Source organism: Sphaerisporangium perillae, assembly GCF_023276435.1.
Taxonomy (GTDB): domain Bacteria; phylum Actinomycetota; class Actinomycetes; order Streptosporangiales; family Streptosporangiaceae; genus Sphaerisporangium; species Sphaerisporangium perillae.
Genome location: NZ_JALLPO010000001.1, coordinates 397,222 through 422,812 on the forward strand (window position 1 = coordinate 397,222; position 25,591 = coordinate 422,812).

General features: G+C 72.7%; 15 protein-coding genes. 13 read left to right on the forward strand and 2 right to left on the reverse strand.

The window, feature by feature from the left end; translation table 11 throughout:
- Window positions 1-6 precede the first annotated feature (6 nt).
- Together MYF83_RS01855 and MYF83_RS01860 are read right to left on the reverse strand one after the other, a co-directional pair.
- Window positions 7-957 carry an ATP-binding cassette domain-containing protein gene (locus MYF83_RS01855; protein WP_248958356.1) on the reverse strand — a complete coding sequence of 317 codons (951 nt, stop codon included), beginning with the start codon at window positions 955-957 and terminating at the stop codon, window positions 7-9.
- Window positions 954-4,313, reverse strand: a complete 3,360-nt coding sequence (locus tag MYF83_RS01860; RefSeq protein WP_248958357.1) for a non-ribosomal peptide synthetase — start codon at window positions 4,311-4,313, stop codon at window positions 954-956. Before MYF83_RS01860 ends, MYF83_RS01855 begins: the two co-directional genes overlap by 4 nt.
- A gap of 125 nt (window positions 4,314-4,438) precedes the next feature.
- On the opposite strand from MYF83_RS01860, the gene MYF83_RS01865 reads away from it, so the two are divergent.
- The 13 genes from MYF83_RS01865 to MYF83_RS01925 all read left to right on the forward strand — a co-directional run.
- Window positions 4,439-5,920 carry an argininosuccinate lyase gene (locus MYF83_RS01865; RefSeq protein WP_248958358.1) on the forward strand — a complete coding sequence of 494 codons (1,482 nt, stop codon included), beginning with the start codon at window positions 4,439-4,441 and terminating at the stop codon, window positions 5,918-5,920.
- A complete protein-coding gene (locus MYF83_RS43560; RefSeq protein WP_248958359.1) occupies window positions 5,917-6,810 on the forward strand; it encodes a GHMP family kinase ATP-binding protein in 894 nt (297 codons plus the stop codon). Before MYF83_RS01865 ends, MYF83_RS43560 begins: the two co-directional genes overlap by 4 nt.
- Complete coding sequence (locus MYF83_RS01875; RefSeq protein ID WP_248958360.1) at window positions 6,792-7,841, forward strand: PLP-dependent cysteine synthase family protein; 1,050 nt, start codon at window positions 6,792-6,794, stop codon at window positions 7,839-7,841. Before MYF83_RS43560 ends, MYF83_RS01875 begins: the two co-directional genes overlap by 19 nt.
- Complete coding sequence (locus MYF83_RS01880; RefSeq protein WP_248958361.1) at window positions 7,817-9,040, forward strand: ATP-grasp domain-containing protein; 1,224 nt, start codon at window positions 7,817-7,819, stop codon at window positions 9,038-9,040. The genes MYF83_RS01875 and MYF83_RS01880 overlap by 25 nt, the downstream gene beginning before the upstream one ends.
- Entirely contained in the window at window positions 9,037-9,330 is a 294-nt protein-coding gene (locus tag MYF83_RS01885; protein WP_248958362.1) for a Dabb family protein, read from the forward strand. The genes MYF83_RS01880 and MYF83_RS01885 overlap by 4 nt, the downstream gene beginning before the upstream one ends.
- Before the next feature lie 14 nt (window positions 9,331-9,344).
- Window positions 9,345-10,748 carry a phenylacetate--CoA ligase family protein gene (locus MYF83_RS01890; RefSeq protein WP_248958363.1) on the forward strand — a complete coding sequence of 468 codons (1,404 nt, stop codon included), beginning with the start codon at window positions 9,345-9,347 and terminating at the stop codon, window positions 10,746-10,748.
- Entirely contained in the window at window positions 10,748-11,740 is a 993-nt protein-coding gene (locus tag MYF83_RS01895; protein ID WP_248958364.1) for a branched-chain amino acid transaminase, read from the forward strand. The genes MYF83_RS01890 and MYF83_RS01895 overlap by 1 nt, the downstream gene beginning before the upstream one ends.
- Entirely contained in the window at window positions 11,737-12,387 is a 651-nt protein-coding gene (locus MYF83_RS01900; RefSeq protein WP_248958365.1) for a hypothetical protein, read from the forward strand. The genes MYF83_RS01895 and MYF83_RS01900 overlap by 4 nt, the downstream gene beginning before the upstream one ends.
- Window positions 12,371-13,360: an ornithine cyclodeaminase family protein gene (locus tag MYF83_RS01905; protein ID WP_248958366.1), complete on the forward strand. Its 990-nt coding sequence runs from the start codon at window positions 12,371-12,373 to the stop codon at window positions 13,358-13,360. Before MYF83_RS01900 ends, MYF83_RS01905 begins: the two co-directional genes overlap by 17 nt.
- Before the next feature lie 8 nt (window positions 13,361-13,368).
- Window positions 13,369-14,163, forward strand: coding sequence for a PhzF family phenazine biosynthesis protein (locus MYF83_RS01910; protein ID WP_308201383.1), 795 nt, complete (start codon window positions 13,369-13,371; stop codon window positions 14,161-14,163).
- Window positions 14,160-14,459 carry a DUF1330 domain-containing protein gene (locus tag MYF83_RS01915; RefSeq protein WP_248958368.1) on the forward strand — a complete coding sequence of 100 codons (300 nt, stop codon included), beginning with the start codon at window positions 14,160-14,162 and terminating at the stop codon, window positions 14,457-14,459. Before MYF83_RS01910 ends, MYF83_RS01915 begins: the two co-directional genes overlap by 4 nt.
- Window positions 14,452-15,687: a cytochrome P450 gene (locus MYF83_RS01920; protein ID WP_248958369.1), complete on the forward strand. Its 1,236-nt coding sequence runs from the start codon at window positions 14,452-14,454 to the stop codon at window positions 15,685-15,687. Before MYF83_RS01915 ends, MYF83_RS01920 begins: the two co-directional genes overlap by 8 nt.
- 137 nt (window positions 15,688-15,824) lie before the next feature.
- On the forward strand, window positions 15,825-25,591 hold a 9,767-nt coding region (locus MYF83_RS01925; RefSeq protein ID WP_248958370.1), incomplete at its 3' end, for a non-ribosomal peptide synthetase.

Consider the following 25,591-nt stretch of genomic DNA (forward strand, 5'->3'; position numbering starts at 1 on the left):
CGTTGGTCACAGGTCCTCCTCGTCGCCGTGCGCGCCGGTCAGCGCGAGGAACGCCTCGTCGAGGCTCGGGGTCCGGGTCTCGAACCCGGTGACCACGATGTCGCCGCCGGCCAGGGCCTTCAGCGCGGCGGTCAGGTCGCCGTCGCGCGTGAGCGTCATGCGCAGCACGTTCTCCTCGGCGTCGGCCACCGGCGTCAGGTCCGCGGCGCGCAGGGCCGCCCGCGCGGCCGCGAGGTCGGTGGTGGCGGCCAGGCGGACGTGCAGCATCTGCCCGCCGATGCGGGAGCGCAGCTCCTTCGGGGTGCCGGCCGCGACGACGCGCCCGCCGTCGACGACCACCACGTCACCGGCGAGGGCCTCGGCCTCCTCCATGTGCTGGGTGGTCAGGAGCAGGGTCATGCCCTCATGGGTCATGCCGCGGATGAGGTCCCACAGCTCCTTGCGGCTGTGCGGGTCGAGCCCGGTGGACGGCTCGTCGAGGTAGAGGATGCCGGGCCTGCCGATCAGGCTGGCGGCCAGGTCGAGGCGGCGGCGCAGGCCACCGGAGTACCCGCCCGCCGAGCGCCCGCCCACCGCGCCCAGCTCGAACAGTTCCAGCATCTCGTCGGCACGGGCCCGCGCCTGGCGGGGGCGCAGGCCGAGCAGCCGGGCCACCAGGTAGAGGTTCTCCCGGCCGGAGATGCTCTCGTCGACGGTGGCGTACTGGCCGACGACCGCGATGGCCTTTCTGACCAGGTGCGGGTGCCGTACGACGTCGTGGCCGGCGACGAAGGCCGAGCCGGAGTCGGGACGCTCCAGGGTGGACAGGATCCGGACGATGGTCGTCTTGCCCGCGCCGTTGGGTCCGAGCAGGCCGAGCACCGTCCCGGGTCGTACCTCCAGGTCGACGCCGCGGAGCGCGTGGACCTTGCCGAACCGCTTCGTCAGCGCCTCTACCCGGATGCCACCGCCGTTCACCGGGCCGGCGCCAGACGCACGGGGCCGCCCATGGCGACGAGCACCTCGCGCGGGCCCTGGTAGGGCTCCCGGCTGTGTGCCATCCGGAGGTTGTCGACGATCATCAAATCCCCCTTTCGCCACGGTTCGCGCAGTGTGCACGTCTCGTAGACCTTGTTGATCAGATCCACCTCGCCGGCTCCGATGGGCTCGCCGTCGCCGTGGAAGGTGTTGAAGGGCAGCCGTTCGGCGCCGTACACCTCGACGAGGTACTCCCTGACCTCGGGGGCCATCGTCCAGGCGTTGAGGAAGGCGATCTGGTTGAACCAGGACCGCCGGCCGGTGAGCGGGTGGGCCAGGACCGCGGCCCTGCGCTGGCGGGTGTACAGCGTGTCGCCCTCGCCCCACTCGTACTCGATCGCGTTGTCCCGGCAGTACTCCTCGACCTCGGCGCGGTCGCCGGTGCCGAAGGCGTCCTGCCATCTCAGGCCCACCTCGTCGCCGTAGTGACGGGCGAGCAGCCATCCCCGCTCCTCGAACCGCTCGACGAGCTCGCCGCCCAGCCGGGAGAGGACGGCGCCGCCGTCGGCGAGCGCGGTGGCGCCTCCGGTGGCGGGGGCGGTCAGGCAGCCGAACAGCAGCAGGCGGGGCACGGTGAGCGCGTAGCTCAGCTCGTGGTGCATGCACATCGGCTGGTCGGCGGGCCATTCCGCCGAGGAGTACAACCCGTCGCCGTGACCGGCGCGCGGGGCGAACCCCTCCCGCTCGATGACCGGCTCGTCGAGGAGCTCGGCCGCGATCCGCCGCATGTCCGGCAGGTCGTTCAGCTCGAGGCCGCGCACCAGCACGGCGCCGTGCTCGGTGACCGTCGCGTACAGCTCCTCGCGGTGGTCGCGGAGCCAGTCCGCGCCGGCGCCGGGTGGAGCGCCGAGGATCGGGGGCTTGTCGGGGTGGAGCGCGAGAGGCGACATCTGCTGACTCCCTCCATCGATGAATGCCGCGAAGTCCGCGAGCACGGGGTGGCCGGCGAGTTCGCGCACGGTCGTCACCCGGCCGAGCCTGGCCAGGAACCTGATCGCCGACAGCGACGTCCCGCCCAGCGCGAAGAAGTCGTCGCCGCGGCCGACGCGGTCCGCCGGGAGGGCGAGCACCTCCGCCCAGAGCGCGGCGACGCGCCGTTCGGCGGGGGTCCTCGGGGCGGCCGTCTCCGCGGGCGGCGGCAGGTGCTCCGCCACCGTGGCCAGCCGCTTCTTGTCGATCTTGCCGTTGCCGGTCAGCGGCAGGGACTCCATCCAGTGGAACCGCTCGGGAAGCATGTACACCGGCAGCGCCCTGCCGAGCGCCGCGCGCATCTCCTCCTCGGGGATGGGCCCGCCCGCCGTGTAGAACGCCACGAGCCGCCGGCCGCCGCCGGCCTCGGCGACCAGGACGGCGCCGCCGCGCACCCCGGGGACGCGCAGCAGCCGGTTCTCGACCTCACCCAGCTCGACGCGGTGCCCCCGGATCTTCACCTGGGCGTCCCTGCGGCCGAGGAAGGCCAGCTTGCCGTCCGCGCGCCAGTAGCCGTAGTCGCCCGAGCGGTACAGCCGCAGGCCGGGCCGGTGCGGATCCTCGGAGAAGGCCAGACGCGTGCGCTCGGCGTCGCCGATGTAGCCCCGGGCCACACACTGGCCGGAGAAGGCGATCTCGCCGGGGGACCCGAGCGGCGCCGGCCGCTGGTCCTCGTCCAGGACGTAGACGCGCGCGCCCGGGATGGGCGCCCCGAGCGGGACCCCCTCCCCGTCCGGCGCGCGCTCCAGCATCTCGTGGTTGGTGTCGTCGTGCGTCTCGGTCAGCCCGTAGGCGTTGAGCACACCGACACCGGGGAAGCGGGCGAACCAGCGGACCAGCAGCTCCTTCTTCACCGCCTCGCCCGTGACCGAGACGAAGCGCAGGGCGGGAAGCGGCCGCGGCTCGTCGTCGAGATGGGCGAGGACGGCCTCCAGGTAGGAGGGGACGAGCTGCGCGACGTTGACGCGCCGGTCGGTGAGCGTCCGGACGAAGCGGCGGACGTCCAGGATGACGTCCTGCTCGACGATCAACGTCCGCGCCCCCGCCATGGGGGCGGCGAGGAGCTGCCACAGGGAGATGTCGAAGCACTGGGGGGCGGTCTGCGCGACCACGTCCCCCGGTCCGATCCGCAGGTCCTCGATCTTGGCGAGGAGATGGTTGAGCATGCCCGCGTGCTCGCACACCGCCCCCTTGGGCAGGCCCGTGGATCCCGAGGTGAAGTAGATGTAGGCCGCCTGGCCGGCGGTGACGGCGACGCCCGGGTCGTCCTCGCGGGTGACGCCCGCGACGACGTCCGCGAACGTGATCACCCGGCCGGCGCCCTCGACGGGGCCGGCCGCCAGCACGAAGCGGCACGAACTGCGTTCCAGCATGGTGGCGACGCGATCTGCGGGGAATCGCGGGTCGACGGGCAGGTAGGTGCCGCCCGCCTTGAGGATCGCGATGACGGCGGCCATCCAGTCCAGGTCGCGCTCCGCCGCCACGGCGACGACGTCCTCGGCGGCCAGGCCCCGCCCGAGCAGCCCCCAGGCGATCCGGTTGGCGCGGGCGTTCAACTCGGCGTAGGTCAGTTCCTGCTCGCCGCAGGCCGCGGCCACCTCGGCGGGGTGCTCGCGGACCCGCTCCTCGAAAAGCTCGTGGAATCGCCGGTCGGGCAGGTCGCGCGGCGGCCCCGCCAGGACGTCGAGCTGGTGGCGCAGCTCCTGCGCCGACAGCAGGCTCCGCTCCGCGTGGCGCGCGGCCGGAGCCGCGACGGCCAGGTCCAGCGCGGCCTGGTAGTAGCCGGCGATCCTGCGGGCGTACTCCTCGTCCAGCACGTCCGTGCGGTAGCGCAGCCGCAGCCGCCCGCCGGGAACGTCGACCTCGGCCCGCAGCGCGATCTCGCCGAGGTCGCCCTCGTCCGGATCGCCGCCGCCGAGGTCGAGGACCGTCTCGAACGACTGGGCCGCCGGGCCGAGCTCGCGCCGGAGGGCGGCCACGGGGAAGTCCGCGTGCCGCAGCAGCTCCTCCTCCGCGCGGCGGGCCTCGGCGATCAGCTCCTGCCACGAACCGTCGTGCAGGGTGATCCGGCAGGGAAGCGCCTCGGCTGCCCGCGGGGGGCGGTAGCCGGTGGCCACCGTCGTCTCTCCCGCGACCGCCGCGAGCACCTTGGCGTGCACGGCGAGCAGCAGGGCGGGCGTCGGCTCCTGCGCCTCGGGTGATCTCAGTGCCAGGGGGAAACTGCGCGCGGCCTCACCCGCGGGTCCAGACGACCAGCGCGGCAGACGTGTGCAGCCGCCGGCTGTGAGAGTGTCGCGCCAGTATTCTTGGTTTCCCCTGTCGGCCACTGCGGCCCACCTCCGTTTTTTCTACCTGCCGTGCAGACTATGGACCGCTTTTATCCGGCACATATCATCTGCTTTTCATAGGCCGGTGAAAACGAGCCGATAAGTCACCGCCCTAGCGTTCGGGCATGGCTATGGTGACCGGCCGAATTGGCGGCGCTCCCGCGGACCTGCTGAACGAGGAAGTCCTGGAGCCGCAGTTCTCCTATGAAGTGCGGCATCTCCTGCCGCACTACCTCCACATCGAGAAGGTCCTGCTGCTGGAATACCGGCGGATGGGGATTCTGGGTCCGGAGGAGGTCGCGGGGATCGCGCGCGCCTTGCACGCGATAAGACCCGAGGACCTCGCCGCCGACCCCGAGGAGAATCTGTCCGACATCTCCTTCGGCATCGAGCGCCTGGTGGGCGAGCGGCTGCCCGCGCCGGCGCCGAGATGGCACGTCGACCGCAGCAGGAACGACGCCCAGGCGTGCGCGCAGCTCATGTTCGGCCGCGAGCGGACCCTGCGGATCGCCGAGGGGCTGCTCGGCTGCGTAGCGGCCGCGCACCGGCTGGCCGCCGGGCACACCGAGGCGCCGATGCCGGGCTACACCCACCTCCAGGCCGCCCAGGTGATCACCCCGGGCTTCTACGTCAGCGCGCTGTCGGAGCACCTGCTGCACACCCTGCACCGCCTGCTGGCGACCTACGACCACGCCGACCTCGCCCCTCTCGGAGCGGGCGCCATGGCCGGCCAGGAACTGCCGTGGGACAGGATGGCCATGGCCCGCCATCTCGGCTTCGCCGCGCCGCGGACGCACGCGCTGGCCGCCGTCGCCTCCCGCGCCTGGATGCTGGAGCTGGCAGCCGAGGCGGCGACCTTCGCCACCGGCCTGAACAGGTTCGTGACCGACCTGATGACCTGGGCCGGCGGCCGCTACGGGCTGGTCGAGCTGCCCGACGAGCTGGCCGGAATCTCCTCGGCGATGCCGCAGAAGAAGAACTATCCGCTCCTGGAGCGCATCCGCGGCAGGACGGCGCACCTGTTCTCCTGGTACGTCGACGTGGCCGCCGCGCAGCGCGGCACGCCGTACAGCAACACGGTCGAGGTGGGCAAGGAGGCGGGCGCGCAGCTCGCCACGGCGACCGGCACGATGGAGTCGATCCTTCGCCTGCTCACGCTCGTGCTCGACCACATCGTCTTCCCCGCCGGGCGGGGACGCGACCTGTGCGCGGGTGAGCACCTCGGCGGCTTCTCCCTCGCCAACCGGCTCACCCTGGACGAGGGCGTGCCGTGGCGGACGGCGCAGGTCATCGCGGGCAAGTACATCGTCGCCATGATCGAGAGCGGCAGCCCGGCCGACCCGGACGCGCTGATGAAGATCTGCGCCGACCACGGCCACCCGGTGGCCGATCCCGCCGGCCTGCTGGCCGGCACGCTGGAGCCCGAGGACGGCCTGCGGCGCAAGTGCTCGCAGGGGTCGGCGGAGCCGGGCGAGGTCCGGTCGATGCTGGCCGAGCAGGGCGAGGAGCTGGCCGTCCTCGCGAAGGAGTGGTCGGCGCGCCGCCGGCGGGTGGAGGCGGCGGCGGCCTCGGCCGACGAGCTCCTCGGTCTCGAGAAGCGGTCGTGATCGGCACAGGGGTGGCCTACGGAACCTTCGGCGAGCTGCTGCAGGGTCAGCTCGCCGAAGGCGGCCTCGACTTCCTCGTGACGCTGCCGATCCCGAGGTCCAGCAGGGCCACCTTCCGCCTCGACCCCGACGCCACCCAGGTCACCGTGGCGCCCGGGCACAAGAGCAAGTCGCTGCGGGTGGCCCAGGCGCTGCTGGAAGGGCACGGCGTGCGAGCCGGCGGCGTGCTCACCGTGGAGAGCGACCTGCCGGAGGGCAAGGGCTTCAGCAGCTCCTCCGCCGACCTGGTCGCGACGGCGCGCGCGGTGGGCGAGGCCATCGGGGCCGTACCCGGTCCGGCGGACATCGAGGCGCTGCTGCGGCCGATCGAACCCACCGACGGGGTGATGTACGACGGCGCCGTCGCCTTCCTGCACCGCGAGGTCCGGTTGCTGGCCAGGCTGGGGCACCTGCCTCCCCTGACGATCGTCAGCGTCGATGAGGGCGGGAGCGTCGACACCATCGCCTTCAACCGGCGGCCCAAGCCCTTCTCCGACGCCGACCGGAAAGAGTACGCGCGGTTGCTCGACCTGCTCGTGGTGGCCGTCGCCGCCGGCGACGTCGGCGACATCGGCTACGTCGCCACCCGCAGCGCGCTCCTCAACCAGCGGCTCAACCCCAAGAGCACGATGCGGGACATGCGCCAGATCTGCGACGACGTCGGCGGTCTCGGCGTCGCGGTCGCCCACAGCGGCACCGCCATCGGGCTGCTGCTCGACGTCACGGACCCGTGCTACCGCGACCGGCTGGGCCGCGCCGAACGGGCGTGCGCGCGGCTGGCGGGACACGCGCACGTCGACCATTCGCTCACCGCCGACTCCGAGGAGGTCCGGTGCTTCACAAGAACGTGATCGACGCGATCGGGCACACACCGCTGGTCTCGCTCGACCTGGGCGGGGCCGCCGCCTACGCCAAGCTGGAACTGCAGAACCTGTTCGCGATGAAGGACAGGGTCGCGCGGCAGATCATCCTGGCCGCGCGCGAGTCGGGGGAGCTCGCCCCCGGCGCGGCCATCGTCGAGAGCTCCTCCGGGACGATGGCGCTCGGCATCGCCCTGGTCGGCACCGCCCTCGGTCACCCGGTGCACATCGTCACCGACCCGAGGATCGACCCGATCACCTTGGCCAAGCTCCGTTTCCTCGGCTGCTCGGTGCACGTCGTGGAGAAGATGACCTCGCACGGCTGGCAGAGCGCCCGGCTGGAACGACTGGAGCTGCTGCGCGCCGAGCTGCCCGGCTCCTTCTGGCCCCGGCAGTACAGCAACCCCGAGAACCCGCGGGCCTACGCCACCCTCGCCGCCGAACTGGTCGCCGACCTCGGGCGCATCGACGTGCTCGTCGGCGCGGTCGGCAGCGGCGGATCGCTGTGCGGCACGGCGAGGGCCCTTCGCGAGACGTTGCCCGACCTGTGGACGGTGGGGGTGGACTGCGTCGGCAGCGTCATCTTCGGCCAGCCGGACCTGCCCGGGCGGCTGCAGAGCGGCCTCGGCAACAGCCTGATCCCGGACAACGTGGACCACGCGGTGATCGACGAGATCCACTGGCTCAACGACCGCGAGGCCTTCCAGGCGACGGCCGACCTCGCGGCCGAGCAGCAGATCTTCGGCGGCAACACCGCCGGCTCGGTCTACGGCGTGCTGCGCTACCTCGCCGCGCGGGAGAGCCCCGGGACCAGGATCGTCGGCATCATGCCCGACCGGGGCGACCGCTACTGCGCCACGGTCTACGACGAGGGCCACTGGCTGGAGAAGGATCTGCACAGCCTGCCCGTCGCCGTCGCGCCGGTGGAGGTCGACCCCTCGCAGACCGTGTGGAGCTGGTCGCACTGCTTCCCCGGCGCCAGGCGCGGGGAGGTGCGATGCGAGGCCGCCTTGCCTGCGTAGAGGCCAACACCACGGGCACCGGCATGATCGCGCTGCGGACCGCGGGCGAACTCGGCCTCGACCCGCTGTTCCTCACCGGGAAGCCCGAGCGCTACCAGGGCCTCGCGGAGTCCGGGGCGCAGGTGGTGCGCTGCGACACCAACGACGCCGGGGAACTGCTCGCCGCCCTCGCCCCCCGCGCGGGGGACCTGTGCGGCGTGACCACGACCAGCGACTTCTACGTCGCCACCGTCGCGGAGCTCGCGGCCCAGCTCGGGCTGCCGGGCAACCCGCCGGAGGCCGTACGGCTCTGCCGCGACAAAGGCCGGATGCGGCGCGCGCTGGCCAAGGCCGGAGCGCGGCGGCCGCGCTTCGCGGTGCTCCACGACCAGAGCGAGACCGCCGAGGCGGTCACGCGGGTGGGGCTGCCGTGCGTGGTCAAGCCCGTCAGCGGCTCGGGCTCGGAGAACGTGCGGCTGTGCGCGTCGCAGGCCGAGGTGCGGGCGCAGGTCGCGCAGGTGCTGTCCGTGCGCACCAACATCAGGGGCCAGGCGTGCGAGCCGGCCGCGCTGGTGGAGGAGTACCTGGACGGGCCGGAGTTCAGCGTCGAGATGGTGCACACGGGCGGCGAGGCCGTGTGCGTCGGAATCGTCGCGAAGACGCTCACCGGCCGTCCGTACTTCGTCGAGTCGGGGCACGTCTACCCGGCGCCGGTCGCGAAAGCCGACGCCGAGGCGATGGAGAGCGCCGTCCGTCTCGCGCTCGCCGCGACGGGCATCCAGCACGGACCCACCCATACGGAGGTCAAGCTGCTGTCCGACGGGGTCGCGGTCGTCGAGATCAACCCGCGGCTGGCCGGCGGCATGATCCCCGAACTGATCTCCCTGGTGGACGGCCTCGACCTGCTCGAACAGCAGATCCGCGGCGCCATCGGCCTGCCCGTGACGCTCGCGCGGAGGCGCGAGGGCCACGCCGGCATCCGCTTCCTGGTCGCGGACCGCCCCGGCGCGGTCCGCGCCGTGTCCGGCGCGGACCAGGTCGCGGCGCTCCCCGGGATCGAGCAGGTCTCCGTCTCGGCCCGGCCGGGCGTGCGGGTGGGGCCGCCGCGCAGCGCCTACGACCGGCTCGGCCACGTGATCGCACGCGGCCGGACGGTGCCCGAACTCACCGCGCGGCTCGACCGGGCCGTCGCCGGACTCCACGTGGAGGTGGGCGAATGATCCGGCACATCGTGCTCTTCAAGTTGAAACCCGAATACACCTGGGCGGACGAGCGCGTCACCGAGGCGGAGCGGATGGCGGCCGACGTCGGCAAAGAGGTGGAGGACCTCCTCGAATGGCGGGCCGGCCGGAACATCTCCGAGCGCGCCATCGCCTACGACTTCGCCGTCATGGGCCTCGTGCGCGACGAGGACGCGCTGCAGAGATACCTGCTCCACCCCTTCCACCAAGAGTCGGCGGCACGTTGGCGAGAGATCAGCGACTGGGTCATCGCCGACCTCGAAGAGTAGAAACCGAGGCTTCGATGTTCACGATTTACCACCCGGAACTCGCCGAGACGGCCAGGTCCCTGCGCGATCGGCACCGCGCCTTCCTGGCCGGGGAGTGGGACGACGAGCGCCTGGCCAGGCACCAGGCCGACCTGCTGCGCAAGACCGTCTCCTACGTCAAGGAGCGCTCGCCGTTCTACCGCCGGAGGCTGGAGGGCTTCAGCGAGGACGACGACCTCGCCACGCTGCCCTTCACCACCAAGCAGGACCTGCGCGACGCGCAGTTCGACATGCTGTCCCGGCCGATGCACGAGGCGTGGATCTTCTACGAGACCACGGGCACCACCGGCAGGGCCACGCCGTGCCCGAGGGACGACAACGACTCCCTGCACAACAACACCGTGCTGACCGCCTACTACGAGACCGTGTTCGCGCAGTTCGGCGACGCGCAGGTCGTCGGCGTGTCGGGTCCCACGGAGCTGCACGCGACGGGCGACACCTTCGGCGACGTCTGCCGCAACCTCGGGATCGCCGTGGCCAAGATGTGGCCGCACTCGCCGATGATCGGCTTCGACCGCGCCCTCGAGGTCATGCGCATGCTGCCCGTCACCGGGCTGTTCTGCACGCCGGGCATGGCCCTCTCGCTGGCCAAGAAGGCGAGGGAGGCCGGCCTGGACCCGGCCGCCGACTTCTCGCTCGACGTGCTCATGCTGACCGGGGAGCTGGCGTCGCCGAGCCTGCTGGCGGGCATCGGCTCGCTGTGGGGCGCGCGCGCCTACAACTGCCTCTACGCCTCGCAGGAGGCCTCCGTCCTGGCGGCGGCGGGCGCCGACGGCGGCCTGTACACCGCGCCGCTGATCAACCACTACGAGGTCATCGACCCCGTCACGCTGCGCGCCGCGCCCGCCGACGGCGCGGGCGTGCGCCAGGGCGAGCTCGTCGTCACCAACCTCTACCAGGGGGCCAAGCCGCTCGTCCGCTACCGGACCGGCGACATGGTGCGGCTGCACCCCGCCGACCCGGGATCGTCCATCCCCGCGCCCCGCCTGGAGGTGCTCGGCCGGGTGGGCGACCAGATCGTGCTGAACGGTCACTCCGTGACCGGCTACGACCTGGAGAACCTGCTGCTGCGGCACGTGCGCGGCTTCCTGGACTACCAGATCCGGCTCGAGAGCACGCCATACGGGGACGACCGGGTGAACCTGCTGCTGCACGGCGCCTCCGGCGACGACCCGGGACTGTCCCTGGCGAAGGAAGAGTGCCGCGAGCTGCTCGAGACCGAGCTGGTGATCTCGTTCGGCGACCCCGGGAGCATCACGAGCACGGGCGCGATGGTGAGCTGGAAGGCCGCCAGGGTCGTGGACGGGCGCGAGGACACCGGCGCCGGCGACGACCGGGAGGCGCGGGCCGCCCTCGCGCTGGCCGCGAGGAGAGGGTGATGCGGCCGCTGCCGGGACGCTGGGTCTACCACCGCGTCCAGGACGAGGGCGGGATCGTCCCCTTCGACGAGGTACGGCTGCCGCCGAGCACCCAGGGCCTGCACTACGGCACCGCGGCGTTCGAGGGGATCAGGGCGCACACCGCGGAAGGGGGCGGCGCGCCGCACCTGTTCCGGGTGCGCGACCACTACCTGCGCTTCCTGCGGTCCTGCCGGTTGCTGCGCATCGACGTCGGGCTGAGCGCCGACGAGCTCACGGACGTGACGGTCGAGCTGCTGCGCCGCAACGGCGACATGGGCGACGTCTACGTCAGGCCGCTCGCCTACAAGCTGGGGCTGCTGCCGGGCACCCCGCCGGGCGTGGGGCTCTCCGGGATCTCCGCGGCCGTGACGATCGTCGTCAACAGGCTCGGCTCCTACACCGCGCCCGGCGGCGTCCGCTGCCTGATCAGCTCCTGGCGCAGGCCCTCGCACGCGGCGATCCCCGTCCAGGCGAAGGTGACCGGCGGGTACGTCAACAGCGCGCTGGCCGTCGACGACGCCCGCGCGGCCGGCTACGACGACGCGATCCTGCTGAACGACGCGGGCCAGGTGGCCGAGGCGAGCACCGCCAACGTGTTCGCGGTGCGCGGCGGGACGGTCCTGACGCCACCGCCCGACGCCGACATCCTGCCCGGCATCACCAGGGACACGGTGTTCGCGCTCGCCGCCGAACTCGGGCTGGTCGCCGTCGAGCGGCCACTGCACCCCGCCGACCTGCTGCTGGCCGACGAGGTCTTCCTCACCGGCACGGGCGTCGGCGTCACGCCGGTGATCGAGATCAACGGCAGGCCGATCGGGGCGGGCGAGCCCGGCCCGATCACCCGCCGGCTCGTGGAGCGCTACCGCCAGGTGGTCCGGGCCGAGCGCGAGGACACCCGCCGGTGGCTGACCCCGGTGGATCCCGGTGTGCCGGACCGGAGCAGGGGCGAGCTAGTGGAGCGACCGGCATGAGAGGAGCGACCGGGATGGAACTGCTCGGATGGATGGAGATCGAGAAGCTCAGTCGGGTGGTGCTGAAGGAGATCGGAACGCTCGGGCCACGGGGGACGAGCAGTGAGACGGCCGCCACCTTGCTCTGGGACAAGCTTTCCGAGCTGCCGAGCGAACCGCAGATCTCCTTGTACGAGACCTATGAGGGCGCGGGCGAGGCCCTGCTCGACCGGAGCATCAGCCACTTCATCGTGGCCAACGCCTACAGGGGCGTCAACGAGTTCTACATGGACACCCGCCTGGCGCTGGCCGGGGCGTTCATCATGGACACCCCGCTGTACGGGCTGGCGAAGCCACGTGGCAACGACGATCTCCCGCTGGCGCCGTCGATCGCCACACACCCGGCGCCCGAACCGCTGATCGCGCAGCTGCTGCCCGCGCGCTTCAAGCCGGGCAAGGTCCTGATCATGAACTCGACCAGCGCCGCGGCCATGGCGGCGAGCGGCGGATTCAGCGACCTCGCGCTGACCACGGCGCCGTCGGTCGAGAACTACGGCCTGGAGTTCATCTCCCGCACCAGGCCCATCCGCATGGTCTGGTCGGTGTTCGTCATCGACGACACGGCCGACGACATACGCAAGGAGGACCCCGATGTTGTTCCTCGATAGCGAGGCCGTGCGCAAGGCCCTGCCCATGGAGCAGGCGATCGGGCTGATGGCCGGCGTCATGCGCGCGTACAGCGGGGGCGAGGTGACGCAGCCGCTGCGCACCATCCTGCGCCCGCCGGCCGGCGACGGCGTCTTCGCCGCCATGCCCTGCCACGTCGCGGGGGACCTGCCGGGGTACGGCCTGAAGGCGATCATGCTGAAGCCGGGCAACCGGGAAAAGGGCCTGCCGGTCCACGTCGGCGTGGTGCTGGTCTTCGACCCCGGCACCGGCTACCCGCTGGCGATGCTGGACGGCGCCGAGCTCACCGCGATCCGCACCTCGGCCGTGTCGGCGGTGGCCACCGACGCCCTGGCGGTCCCCGGCGCCGGCGACCTCGCCATCATCGGGTCCGGGGTGCAGGCGCGCGGCCATCTGGAGGCGCTCGCTCTCGTGCGAAGCCTCCGCAGGGTCCGCGTGTACAGCCCCACGGCCGCGCACGCCGAGGACTTCCGGCGCTGGGCGGCCTCCTGGCTGGACGTCCCGGTCGAGGTGATGCCCTCGGCCGGCGCCGCGCTGGCGGGCGCGGACCTCGTCTGCACCACCACCTCGGCGAAGGATCCCGTAGTGGCCGGGACGGACCTGGCGCCCGGCGCGCACGTCAACGCGGTCGGCGCCTCGGTCGCCGACGCGCGCGAGCTGTCCTCCGACGCGGTCGCCCGGTGCGCGGTGTTCGTGGACAGCAAGGAGTCGGCGGCGAGCGAGTCGGGTGACCTGCGGGTGCCGCTGGCCGAGGGGCTGACCGGGCCCGATCACGTGCTGGCGGAGCTCGGCGAGGTGCTGCTCGGGCGGCACGAGGGACGCCGCGACCCCGGGCAGATCACGCTCTACAAGTCGCTCGGCATGGCCGCGCAGGACATCGTCTCCGGCTTCGCGGCGGCGAGGTCCGCCCGCGAGCTCGGGCTCGGCATCGACGTCCCCTACCCCGCGCGATGAAGATCTTCGTGGTGGACGCCTTCGCCGACGCGGCGTTCCACGGCAACCCGGCCGGGGTGTGCCTGCTCGACGAGGCACGCGACGCGCGGTGGATGCAGGCGGTGGGCGCCGAGATGAACCTCTCGGAGACCGCCTTCGTCGACCGGTACACCGCCGATCCGCGCGACGGCATGGGCCTGCGCTGGTTCACCCCCAAGGGCGAGGTCGACCTGTGCGGGCACGCGACCCTGGCCGCCGCCCACGTGCTCTGGGAGCGGGAAGGCGAGGACGTCGGCCGCCCGCTCCGCTTCGCCACGCGCAGCGGCGTGCTCGTCGCCGAACGGGCGGAGCGCGGCATCAGGCTCGACCTGCCCGCCGAGCCCGCCGAGCCCGCGGAGGTCCCCGAAGGGCTTCCTGAGGCGCTGGGCGCCAAGCCCATCTGGATGGGCCGCAACCGGTTCGACTACCTGGTCGAACTGGTCGACGAGGAGGAGGTGGCCGAGCTGCGGCCGGACTTCGCCGCGCTCAGCGCCTTCCCCGTGCGGGGGATCATCGTGACGGCGCCGGGGCGCCGTGAGCACGACTTCGTCTCCCGCTTCTTCGCTCCCAGGCACGGCGTCGACGAGGACCCCGTGACCGGCTCGGCGCACTGCTGCCTCGGCCCGTTCTGGAGCGCCAGGCTCGGCCGGCGCGAGCTGACCGGCTACCAGCTCTCCCCTCGCGGGGGCCGTGTGCGGGTGACGACCCGCGGCGAGCGGGTCGCGCTGGACGGCGACGCGGTGATCTTCATGAGTGGAGAGCTACACGAACGGGAGGAACGATGACGACGTTCGTCATTGGCAACGTGGCCACCATCGCCGACAAGGAGAAGATGGCCGTCTACCGGGAGAAGGTGCTGGCCACGCTGCAGGCGTACGGCGGCGGCTTCGCCATTCGCGGCGGCGCGTTCGACGTGCTGGAGGGAAGCTGGCACCCCACGCACCTGTCCGTCATGGAGTTCCCCAGCGCCGAGCACGCCAGGCGCTGGTACGGCTCGCCGGAGTACGCGGAGATCCTGCCGCTGCGCGAGGGCGTCCACATGGACCTCGTGCTGGTGGACGGGGGCGGCTCCGATGTCTGAGCTCCCCGACGACCTGGCCGCCCTCGACCTGGCGGACCCGCGGACGTTCCGCGCCCACGACCAGTACGAGATCTGGCGGCGCCTGCGCGCCGAGGCCCCCGTCTTCCGGAACGCCCCCCGCGGTGACCGCCCGGGGTTCTGGGCGCTCACGAAGTACGACGACATCATGGCGGTCTACAAGGACGACGAGCACTTCACCTCCGAGCGCGGCAACGTCCTGACCACGCTGCTGCAGGGCGGCGACTCCGCGGCCGGCCGCATGCTGGCGGTGACGGACGGCAAGCGCCACCAGGACCTGCGCAACGTCTTCCTCAAGGCGTTCTCGCCGCGCGCGCTGTCCTACGTCGCGGAAAGGGTGCGCGAGAACACCCGGCACAGGGTCCAGGCCGGCGTCGAGATGGGCACGTGCGACTTCGCCCGGGACGTGGCGGAGAAGATCCCGATCAACACCATCTGCGACCTGCTGGGCGTCCCCGAGGGCGACAAGGACCGCGACTACCTGCTCGACCTGACCAAGACCGCGCTGAGCAGCGACGAGGCGGACGCCGACGACGAGGACGCCGCCGAGGAGTCCCTGGTGGCGCGCAACGAGATCCTGCTCTACTTCGACGACCTGGTCACCGAGCACCGGCGCCATCCGAAGGACGACGTCATCGGCGCGATGGTCGCGAGCAGCATCGACGGGGTGCCGCTCTCCGACGACGACATCGTGTTCAACTGCTACAGCCTGATCATCGGAGGCGACGAGACGAGCCGCCTCACCATGATCGGAATGGTCCCCGCGATGCTGGACCACCCCGACCAGTGGGCCGCGTTCAAGAACGGCGACGCGGAGACCAAGACCGCCGTGGACGAGATCCTGCGCTGGGTGAGCCCCGCCATGCACTTCGGCAGGACCGCGCTCCAGGACGTCACCGTGCGAGGGACGAAGATCTCCGCGGGCGACATCGTCACGTTGTGGAACTCCTCCGCCAACAGGGACGAGGAGATCTTCGACGCCCCGGAACGCCTGGACCTGCGGAGATCGCCCAACAGGCACGCGACCTTCGGCTACGGGCCGCACTTCTGCCTGGGCGCCTACCTCGGGCGCACGGAGGTCGGCGCGATGCTGGAGGCGCTGCGGGAATTCGTCGGGGAAATGCACATCACGGCGGAACCCGAGCTGGTCCATTCCAATCTGCTGAGTGGAATCAGCAGCCTTCAGGTGAAACTCCTCCCGGCCGAATAGCACGGCCGTGTGAATGCTCGGATGAGAACGCGGGAATTCGCCCGGCGATGCGCGCCCGATAACGAGACGAAACGGCGCGTTTTTAGACTCGGTCCGTCGGGGCGCGAATAGTGAGTAGGAGTCAAGGGATGGCTGGCATGCTTATGGATTCGGACCGGCTGGACGGCGCGCGTAACGACGTCGCGGAGATGCGCGGGTGGCTTCCCGGCCTGTTCGCCGCCCAGGCGCGCCGCACGCCGGACGCGCCGGCGGTCAGGTCCGCGGACGCCGAGCTGACCTACGCGGAGCTCGACCGCCGCGCCGGCCGCCTTGCCCTCCGTCTGGCCGAGCTGGGCGCGGGACCCGAACGCCTCGTGGCGGTGGCCCTCCCGCGCTCGGCCGACCTGGTCGTGGCGCTGCTTGCGGTGCTGAAGACCGGGGCGGCCTACCTCCCGATCGACCTGGACTATCCGCGTGACCGCGTCGCGTTCATGCTGCGGGACGCGCGCCCGGTATGCGTCCTGACCGACGGCGCGGCGGCGGCCGGCCTCCCCCAGGAGGGGGCCGGCGGGCGGTTCCTGATGGAGGAGCTGGGCCAGGACGCCGCCGAGCCGGGCGAGTGGCCGTCCGAGCCGGTGCGCCTACCGGACGCGCACCCCGCCTATGTCATCTACACCTCCGGTTCGACCGGCACGCCCAAGGGCGTGGTCATCGAGCACCGCGCGCTGACCGACTACCTGCTGTGGTCCCTGCGGAACTACCCGAGCCTGAGCGGGGAGTCGCTCTGGCACTCCTCGGTCTCCTTCGACATGACCGTGACCTCGCTGTGGGCGCCGCTGGTCGCGGGCGGCTGCGTGCGGGTCTCGGCGCTGGCCGAGGAAGGGTGGCGGGACGAGGGCGGCGCGTGCACGTTCCTCAAGGCCACCCCCAGCCACCTGCCCCTGCTGGACATCCTGCCCGAGCGCTTCTCCCCGACCGGCGAGCTGATGTTCGGCGGGGAGGCCCTGCGCGGGGAGGCGCTGCGCGGATGGCGTGAGCGGCACCCGGACGTCACCGTGCTGAACGTCTACGGGCCGACCGAGGCCACCGTGAACGTGGCCGAGTACCGGATCGAGCCGGGACGGCAGGTCCCCGACGGCGTCCTGCCCCTCGGCCGGCCGATGGACGACACCCGCGTCCACGTCCTGGACGCGAAACTGCGCCCGCTGCCCCCGGGCGAGGTGGGCGAGCTGTACATCGCGGGCACCGGACTGGCCCGCGGTTACATCAACCGTCCCGGGCTCACGGCCGAGCGGTTCGTGCCCGACCCCTCCGGGGCGCCCGGCGAGCGGATGTACCGCACCGGCGACCTCGGCCGGTGGACCGCGGACGGCGTGCTGGAGTTCGCCGGCCGCGTCGACGACCAGATCAAGGTGCGCGGGCACCGCATCGAGCTCGGCGAGATCGAGGCCGTAATCGGCGGCCACCCGCGGGTCGGGCAGGTCGCGGTGATCGTGCGCGAGGACCGGGCGGGGGACCAGCGCATCGTCGCCTACGTCACCCTCGCCTCCGGCGAGCCGGTGGACCTGCTCGAGCACGCCAGGGCCACGCTGCCCGGGTACATGGTGCCCTCCGCCGTGGTCGTGCTCGACGCCCTGCCGCTGACCGCCAACGGCAAGCTCGACCGCCGCGCGCTGCCCGCGCCGCCGTGGCAGGCGCCACCGGCGGGCCTGGCCCCCCGCACCGGCGAGGAGCGGCTGCTGTGCCGCCTGTTCGCCGACGCGCTCGGCGTGGCGGAGGTCGGCCTGGACCACAACTTCTTCGAGCTCGGCGGGCACTCCCTGCTGGCCACCCGGCTGGTGGGTACGGTCCGCGAGGCGTTCGACGTCGAGCTGCCGCTGCGCGCCCTGTTCGAGTCGCCGACCGTCGAGGCCCTCGGCGGCCGGATCGCGACCGCCGCCAAGGGCCGCAGGCCCGGGCTCACCGTCCGCCCCAGGCCCGAGCGGATGCCGCTCTCGGCCGGCCAGCGCGGGCTGTGGTTCCTGCACCGCCTCGAGGGGCCCAGCGCCACCTACAACCTCCCGCTCGCCCTCCGGCTGTCGGGCCCGCTGAACGCCGAGGCGCTCGGCCTGGCCGTCGCCGACGTGGCGGCCCGCCACGAGCCGCTGCGCACCCTCTACCCCGACGTCGACGGCGAGCCGTACCAGCTCGTGCTCGCCCCCGGGACCGTCACCGTTGAGCTGCCCGTGGTGACCGTCACGGCGGACGGGTTGCCGGAGGCCCTGCACGCCGAGGCGGCGCGTCCCTTCGCGTTCACCCGCGAGGCGCCCTTCCGCGCGACCCTGTTCAGGCTCGGCGCGCGCGAGCACGTGCTCATGCTGGTCACCCACCACATCGCCAGTGACGGCCTGTCGGAGCAGCCCCTCCTCGACGACCTGGCCGCCGCCTACGCCCACCGGGACGGCAGGGCCGCGCCCCCCGGAATGCCGGAGATCCAGTACGCCGACCACACCCTGTGGCAGCGGGAGCTCCTCGGCGACCCCGAGGACGGCGACAGCCTGGCCGCCAGGCAGGTGGCGTACTGGCGGGAGGCCCTGGCCGGCGGCCCTGAGCTGCTGGAGCTGCCGCTGGACCGGCCCCGTCCCGCCGTGGCGGGGAACGGCGGCGCCCGGGTCGGCTTCCGCCTGCCCGAGAGCCTGCACCGTGACCTGGTCGGGCTGGCCAGGCGCTCGGGATCGACCGTCTTCATGGTGGTCCAGGCCGCCGTGGCCGCGCTGCTGACCCGGCTCGGCGCCGGCACCGACATCCCCATCGGCACCGCCACCGCGGGCCGCGGCGACGAGGCCGTGGACCGGCTCGTCGGCAAGTTCCTCAACACGCTGGTGCTCCGGGCCGACACCTCCGGCGACCCGGCCTTCCGCGACCTGCTCGCAAGGGTGACCGAGGCCGACCTCGCCGCCTACGCCAACGCGGACGTGCCCTACGAGAGCGTCGTGGAGGCGGTCAACCCGGTCCGCTCGCTGTCCTACCACCCGGTGTTCCAGGTCATGCTGACCTTCGAGAGCACCCTGCGCACGCCCGTGTTCGGCCCGGAGCTGCGGCCGGCCGTGGAGCCCACCGTGCACACCGGCGCCGCCAAGGTGGACCTCAGCTTCTTCGTCAGGGAGCCCGCCGAATGGGGAGAGGCGGGCGAGGTCGAATGCGCCCTCGACTACGCCACCGACCTGTTCGACCGGGACACCGCCGAGGTGCTCGCCGCCCGGCTGGTGCGGCTGCTCGAAGGGGCCGTCCGCGAACCGGACCGGCGCATCGGCGAGCTCGACCTGCTCACCCCCGGCGAGCGCGACACGCTGCTGGAGGAGTGGAACGCCACCGCGCACCCCGTGCCCTCGGCCACGCTGCCCGAGCTGTTCGAGCGGCAGGCCGCCCGCACCCCCGGCGCGGCGGCCGTGGACTGCGGCGGCGAGGTGCTCACCTACGCCGAGCTGGACGCCCGCGCCGACCGGCTGGCGCGCGTCCTCGCCACCCGGGGCGTGGCGCCCGAGCGGTTCGTCGCCGTGGCGCTGCCCAAGTCGGCCGGGCTGGTGGTCGCCCTGCTCGCCATCATGAAGGCCGGCGGCGCCTACCTGCCCGTCGACCCCGCCCTGCCCGCCGAGCGGATCCGCTTCATGCTGGACGACGTCGCGCCCGTCCTCACCCTGGGCGCGCCCGAGGATCTCGCCGCCCTGGAGGCCGAGGCGGCCGCACTGCCCGCCGGACGTCCGGACAGCGGCCTGACGCCCGCCAACCCGGCGTTCGTCATCTACACCTCCGGGTCGACCGGCCGCCCCAAGGGCGTCGTGGTCGAGCACCGCTCGCTCAACCACTACCTGGCCTGGGCCAGGCACGCCTACGGCAGCGTCGACGGCCGCGCCCTGGTGCATTCGCCGGTCTCCTTCGACCTGACGGTGACCGGCCTGTTCGGGCCGCTGACCAGCGGCGGATGCGCCCATCTGGTCGACCTGGACGGCGACGCCGACGCCGGGGCGCCCATGACGCGGCCGAGCTTCGTCAAGGCCACCCCCAGCCACCTCCCCCTGCTGATCGGCCTGCCCGACCGCTTCTCGCCCTCCGAGCAGCTCGTGCTGGGCGGCGAGTCCTTGATGGGCGAGGTGCTGGACGAGTGGCGGCGCCGCCACCCGCGGGCCACCGTGATCAACGAGTACGGCCCCACGGAGACGACCGTGGGCTGCATGGAGTACCGCGTCGAGCCCGGCGACCAGGTGCCGGCGGGGGTCGTCCCCATCGGCCGGCCGATCTGGAACACCAGGCTCTACGTCCTGGACGCGGGGCTGCGGCCGGTGCCGCCCGGCGTCGTCGGCGAGCTGTACATCGCCGGAGACCTGGTCAGCCGCGGCTACTTCAACCGCCCGGGCCTGAGCGCGGAGCGCTTCGTGGCCGACCCGTTCCGCACCGGATCGCGGATGTACCGCTCCGGCGACCTCGCGCGCTGGCGGCCCGACGGGCAGATGGAGTTCGCCGGCCGCGTCGACCACCAGGTGAAGGTGCGCGGGTTCCGGATCGAGCTCAGCGAGATCGAGGCCGTGCTGGGCGAGCACCCGCAGGTGGCCCACGCCGCCGTGATCGTGCGCGAGGACCGCCCCGGCGACCAGCGCATCGTCGCCTACGTCACCCTCATCTCCGGCGAGCCGGTGGACCTGCTCGAGCACGCGAGGACCCTGCTGCCCGGGTACATGGTGCCCTCCGCCGTGGTCGTGCTCGACGCCCTGCCGCTGACCGCGAACCGGAAGCTGGACCGGGCCGCGCTGCCCGCCCCCGGCCCCGCCGCGCCGGTCGGCGGATCCGCCCCGCGCACCCCGCAGCAGGAGATCGTCTGCGGCATCTTCGCCGAGTTGCTCGGCCTGCCCCAGGTGGGCACGGACGCGAACTTCTTCGAGCTCGGCGGCCACTCGCTGCTGGTGACCAGGCTCGTCGCCCGCGTCCGCTCGGTCTTCGGCGTCGAACTCGGCGTGCGCGAGGCGTTCGAGGCGCCGACCCCGGCCGCGCTGGTGGAGCGCATCGACCTCGCGGGGCAGGGCCGGTCGAAGCCCGAGCCGCAGCCCCGTCCTGAGCGCATCCCCCTGTCCTACGCCCAGCGCGGCGTGTGGTTCATCCACCGCCTGGATGAGGACAACCCGCAGTACAACATCCCCACCGTGCTGCGCCTCGGCGGCCTGGTGAACAAGGCCGCGCTGCGCGCCGCGATCGGCGACGTGGTGGCCAGGCACGAGGTGCTGCGCACCCTCATCCTCAGCGAGGCGGGGGAGCCGTACCAGGTGGTCCTCGCGCCCAAGGACGCGCGGGTCGAGGTGGCGTTCACCGACGTCGAGCCCGAGCACCTCAAGGAGGCGCTCACCGCGTTCGGCCACCGGTCCTTCAAGCTGGCCGAGGAGCCCCCCATCAGGGTGGGCCTGTTCTCGCTGAGCGCGGGGGAACACGTCCTGCACCTGGTCATCCATCACGTGGCCTGCGACGGCTGGTCGTGGGCGGCGCTGCTGCGCGACCTCGCCGAGGCCTACACCGCCCGGTGCGGCGGCGCCGCGCCCGCGTGGCGTCCCCTGCCGGTCCAGTACGCCGACTACGCGCTCTGGCAGACCAGGACGCTGGGCCGCGAGGAGGACCCCGACAGCGCCCTCGCCCGGCAGGTCGAGCACTGGCGCGGCACCCTCGCCGGCATGCCGGAGCTGATCGAGCTGCCGATGGACCGGCCGCGGCCGGCCGTCGCCGGCAACAAGGGCGACATGGTCACCCTCCAGATCGACGCCGCACTGCACAGGGAGCTCGTCGCCCTCGCCCACCAGGCCGGGGTGACGGTGTTCATGGTGGCGCACGCCGTCTTCGCCGCGCTGCTGACCAGGATGGGGGCGGGCACCGACCTGCCGATCGGGACCGGCCTGGCCGGCCGCAGCCACGAGAACCTCGACGACCTGGTCGGCTTCTTCGTGAACACGATGGTGCTGCGCACCGACACCTCGGGCGACCCGACCTTCCGGGAGCTGCTGGACCGGGTGCGCGAGGTCGACCTGGTCGCCTACGCCAACCAGGACATCCCGTTCGAGCGGCTGGTCGACGTCGTCAACCCGGCCCGCTCGCTGGCGCACCACCCGCTGTTCCAGGTCAGCATCGTCCTGCAGAACTACGCGGGCGCGCGGGCGCGGATGCCGGGGCTGGCCGTCAGCCCGCCCGACGTCGAGCTCGAAGCGGCCAAGTTCGACCTGATGTTCTTCCTGGAGGAGGCGCACGCCGAGGACCCGCAGGCCGGGCGGGTGCCCGACGGGATCAAGGTCAACCTCAAGTTCGCGACGGACATCTTCGATCGGGGGACGGCGGAGGGGATCGCGGAGCGGTTCTGCCGGTTGCTGGGTTCGGTGGTGGGGGATCCGGATCGGCGGCTGGGTGAGGTTCCGGTGTTGTCGGGGGCGGAGCGGCGCCGGTTGCTGGTGGAGTGGAACGACACGGCTTCGGCGGTGGTGCCGGTGGTGGTGCCGGAGTTGTTCGAGGCTGTGGCGGCTTCGCGGCCGGGGGCGGCGGCGGTGGTCGATGGTGATCGGGTGGTGTCGTACGGGGAGTTGAACGGGTGGGCGAACCGGTTGGCGCGGGTGCTGGTGGGGGAGTTCGGGGCGGGTCCGGAGTCGCATGTGGCGGTGGCGTTGCCGCGGTCGGTGGAGGCCGCGGTGGCGGTGTTGGCGGTGATGAAGGCGGGGGCGGCGTATGTTCCGGTGGATCCGGACTATCCGGCGGAGCGCATCGCGCTGATGCTGGCCGACACCCGCCCATCGCTGGTCATCACCGGTTCCGGGGGCATGGGTGAGCTGCCGGCCGGCGTGCCGCGGCTGGTGCTGGACGGTCTCGCGGGCGTGAACGGCATGGACGCCCTGAGCGGCCGACCGGAGCACGACCTGACCGACGAGGAGCGGGTGGCGCCGCTCGGGATCTCCTCGCCGGCGTATGTGATCTACACCTCCGGGTCGACCGGGCGTCCCAAGGGCGTCGTGGTCACCCACCAGGGCATCGCCCCCACCGTCGCCTCGATGCGCGACCGCCTGCTGGTCGAACCGGGCAGCCGCGTGCTCCAGCTCGCCTCGCCGAGCTTCGACGTCTCGGTCATGGAACTGCTGATGGCCTTCGGCGCCGGCGGCACCCTGGTGATCGCGCCACCGCACGTGCGCGGCGGCGACGACCTCGCGGAGCTGCTCTCCGCACAGCGGATCAGCCACGCGGTCATCCCCTCGGCCACGCTGGCGAGCGTGCCCGTCACGCCCCTGCCCGAACTGACGACCCTGCTGACCGGCGGAGACGTCGTCGGCCCCGAGCTGGTGGAGCGGTGGGGCGAGGGCCGCCGGCTGCTCAACGGCTACGGCCCCACCGAGGCCACGATCTGGGCCACGGCCAGCAGCCCCCTGACGCCGGGCGGGACCCCGCCCATCGGCTCGCCCCTGTGCGACACGCAGGTCTACGTGCTGGACTCCGCCCTGCGGCCGGTGCCCCCGGGAGTCGCCGGGGAGCTGTACGTGGCCGGTGACGGGCTGGCGCGCGGCTATCTGGGCCGTCCGTCGCTGACGGCGGAGCGGTTCGTGGCCGATCCGTTCAACGGCGGTCGGATGTACCGCACGGGTGACGCGGTCCGCTGGCGGGCCGACGGGCAACTTGAGTTCGTCGGCCGGGTCGACGACCAGGTCAAGGTGCGCGGCTTCCGCGTCGAGCTGGGCGAGATCGAGGCCGTGCTGACCCGGCACCCCCAGATCGGCCAGGCCGCCGTCATCGTCCGGGAGGACCGGCCCGGAGACCGGCGCATCGTCGCCTACCTGGTCACCGGCTCGGCGAAGGCGCCCGAGTCCGGGCAGCTCCGTGCGCACGTGGCCGCCAAGCTGCCGGAGTACATGGTGCCCGCGGCCTTCGTCACCCTCGACGCGCTGCCGACGATGCCCAACGGCAAGCTCAACAGGAAGCTGCTGCCGGCCCCCGAGTTCGCCACCAGGTCGGGCGGCAGGACCCCGCGCTCCGCCCGCGAGGAGATCATGTGCGGCCTGTTCGCCGAGATCCTCGGGGTGCCGCACGTGGGCGTCGACGACAACTTCTTCGAGCTCGGCGGCCACTCCCTGCTGGCCACCCGCCTGGTCAGCAGGATCAGGTCCACGCTCGGCACCGAGCTGCGGGTCCGCGACCTGTTCCGCACCCCCACCGTCGCCGCGCTGGTCGACCGCCTGCGGGCGAACCAGGACGACAGGCCGGCCCTGGCCCCGATGGAGCGGCCGGAGCGGATCCCGCTGTCCTACGCCCAGCAGCGGCTGTGGTTCATGCACCGCCTGGAGGGGCCGAGCCCGACGTTCAACGTCCCGCTCGTGCTGCGCCTGTCGGGCGCCCTGAACGCCGCCGCCCTCGAGTCGGCGCTGGCAGACCTGGTCGACCGGCACGAGTCGCTGCGCACGGTCCACCTGGACGACGGCGGCCGGCCGTACCAGCGGATCCACCCGGCCGGCGAGGCGCGGCCCGTCTTCGAGGTCGTGCCCGTGGACGCAGGCGGGCTACCCGGGCTGATGGGCGCCGCGCTCAAGCACGCCTTCGACCTGGCCGCCGAGATCCCGATCAGGGCGACGCTGTTCGAGCCGGGCGCCGAGGAGCACTGCCTGCTGATCCTGCTGCACCACATCGCCACCGACGGCGTCTCGATGGGCACCCTCAGCCGCGACCTGTCGACCGCGTACGCGGCGCGCCTGGCAGGGGTCGCCCCCGATTGGGAGCCGCTGCCGGTGCAGTACGCCGACTACACGCTGTGGCAGAGCGAGGCCCTGGGCAGCGACACCGACCCCGGCAGCCCGATCTCCCAGCAGCTCGACTACTGGAGGGGCCGGCTCGCGGGCGCGCCCGAACCGCTGGAGCTGCCCGCCGACCGGTCCCGTCCCGCGCAGCGGCACGGCACAGCCGAGCGGGTCACCTTCGAGATCGGCGCGGAACTGCACTGGGACCTCATCGAGCTGGCCCGCCGCAGCAGCGCCACGCTGTTCATGGTGATGCACGCCGCGCTCGCCGGGCTGCTGACGCGGCTCGGCTCCGGCACCGACATCCCGATCGGGACCGGCGTCGCCGGCCGCGCCGACGAGGCCCTGGACAAGGTGGTCGGCTTCTTCATCAACATGGTGGTGCTGCGCGCCGACACCTCCGGCGACCCGACCTTCCGGGAACTGCTGGACCGGGTGCGCGAGGTCGACCTGTCCGCCTACGCCAACGCCGACGTGCCCTTCGACCGGGTCGTGGACGCCGTCAACCCCGCGCGGTCGATGAGCCACGCGCCCCTGTACCAGGTGACGCTCACCGTGGACCGGGACGTGGTCGGCGACAACGTCCGCCTGCCGGGCCTGTCGGTCGAGGTGGACAGCCCCGAGATCGGCTCGGCCAAGTTCGACCTGTGGGTCGGGCTGACCGAGTCCTACGCGCCCGACGGCACGCCCACGGGCATGGAGGGCGTCGTCAAGTTCGCGACGGACATCTTCGATCGGGGGACGGCGGAGGGGATCGCGGAGCGGTTCTGCCGGTTGCTGGGTTCGGTGGTGGGGGATCCGGATCGGCGGCTGGGTGAGGTTCCGGTGTTGTCGGGGGCGGAGCGGCGCCGGTTGCTGGTGGAGTGGAACGACACGGCTTCGGCGGTGGTGCCGGTGGTGGTGCCGGAGTTGTTCGAGGCTGTGGCGGCTTCGCGGCCGGGGGCGGCGGCGGTGGTCGATGGTGATCGGGTGGTGTCGTACGGGGAGTTGAACGGGTGGGCGAACCGGTTGGCGCGGGTGCTGGTGGGGGAGTTCGGGGCGGGTCCGGAGTCGCATGTGGCGGTGGCGTTGCCGCGGTCGGTGGAGGCCGCGGTGGCGGTGTTGGCGGTGATGAAGGCGGGGGCGGCGTATGTTCCGGTGGATCCGGA

Excerpts from the sequence above, each read along its gene's own strand:
- MYF83_RS01900 (WP_248958365.1), top strand. The coding sequence starts at position 11,737 with ATGAGAGGAGCGACCGGGATGGAACTGCTCGGATGGATGGAGATCGAG.
- MYF83_RS01915 (WP_248958368.1), top strand. The coding sequence starts at position 14,160 with ATGACGACGTTCGTCATTGGCAACGTGGCCACCATCGCCGACAAGGAG.
- MYF83_RS01890 (WP_248958363.1), top strand. The coding sequence starts at position 9,345 with ATGTTCACGATTTACCACCCGGAACTCGCCGAGACGGCCAGGTCCCTG.
- MYF83_RS01880 (WP_248958361.1), top strand. The coding sequence starts at position 7,817 with ATGCGAGGCCGCCTTGCCTGCGTAGAGGCCAACACCACGGGCACCGGC.
- MYF83_RS01865 (WP_248958358.1), top strand. The coding sequence starts at position 4,439 with ATGGCTATGGTGACCGGCCGAATTGGCGGCGCTCCCGCGGACCTGCTG.
- MYF83_RS01885 (WP_248958362.1), top strand. The coding sequence starts at position 9,037 with ATGATCCGGCACATCGTGCTCTTCAAGTTGAAACCCGAATACACCTGG.
- MYF83_RS01905 (WP_248958366.1), top strand. The coding sequence starts at position 12,371 with ATGTTGTTCCTCGATAGCGAGGCCGTGCGCAAGGCCCTGCCCATGGAG.
- MYF83_RS01895 (WP_248958364.1), top strand. The coding sequence starts at position 10,748 with ATGCGGCCGCTGCCGGGACGCTGGGTCTACCACCGCGTCCAGGACGAG.
- MYF83_RS01920 (WP_248958369.1), top strand. The coding sequence starts at position 14,452 with ATGTCTGAGCTCCCCGACGACCTGGCCGCCCTCGACCTGGCGGACCCG.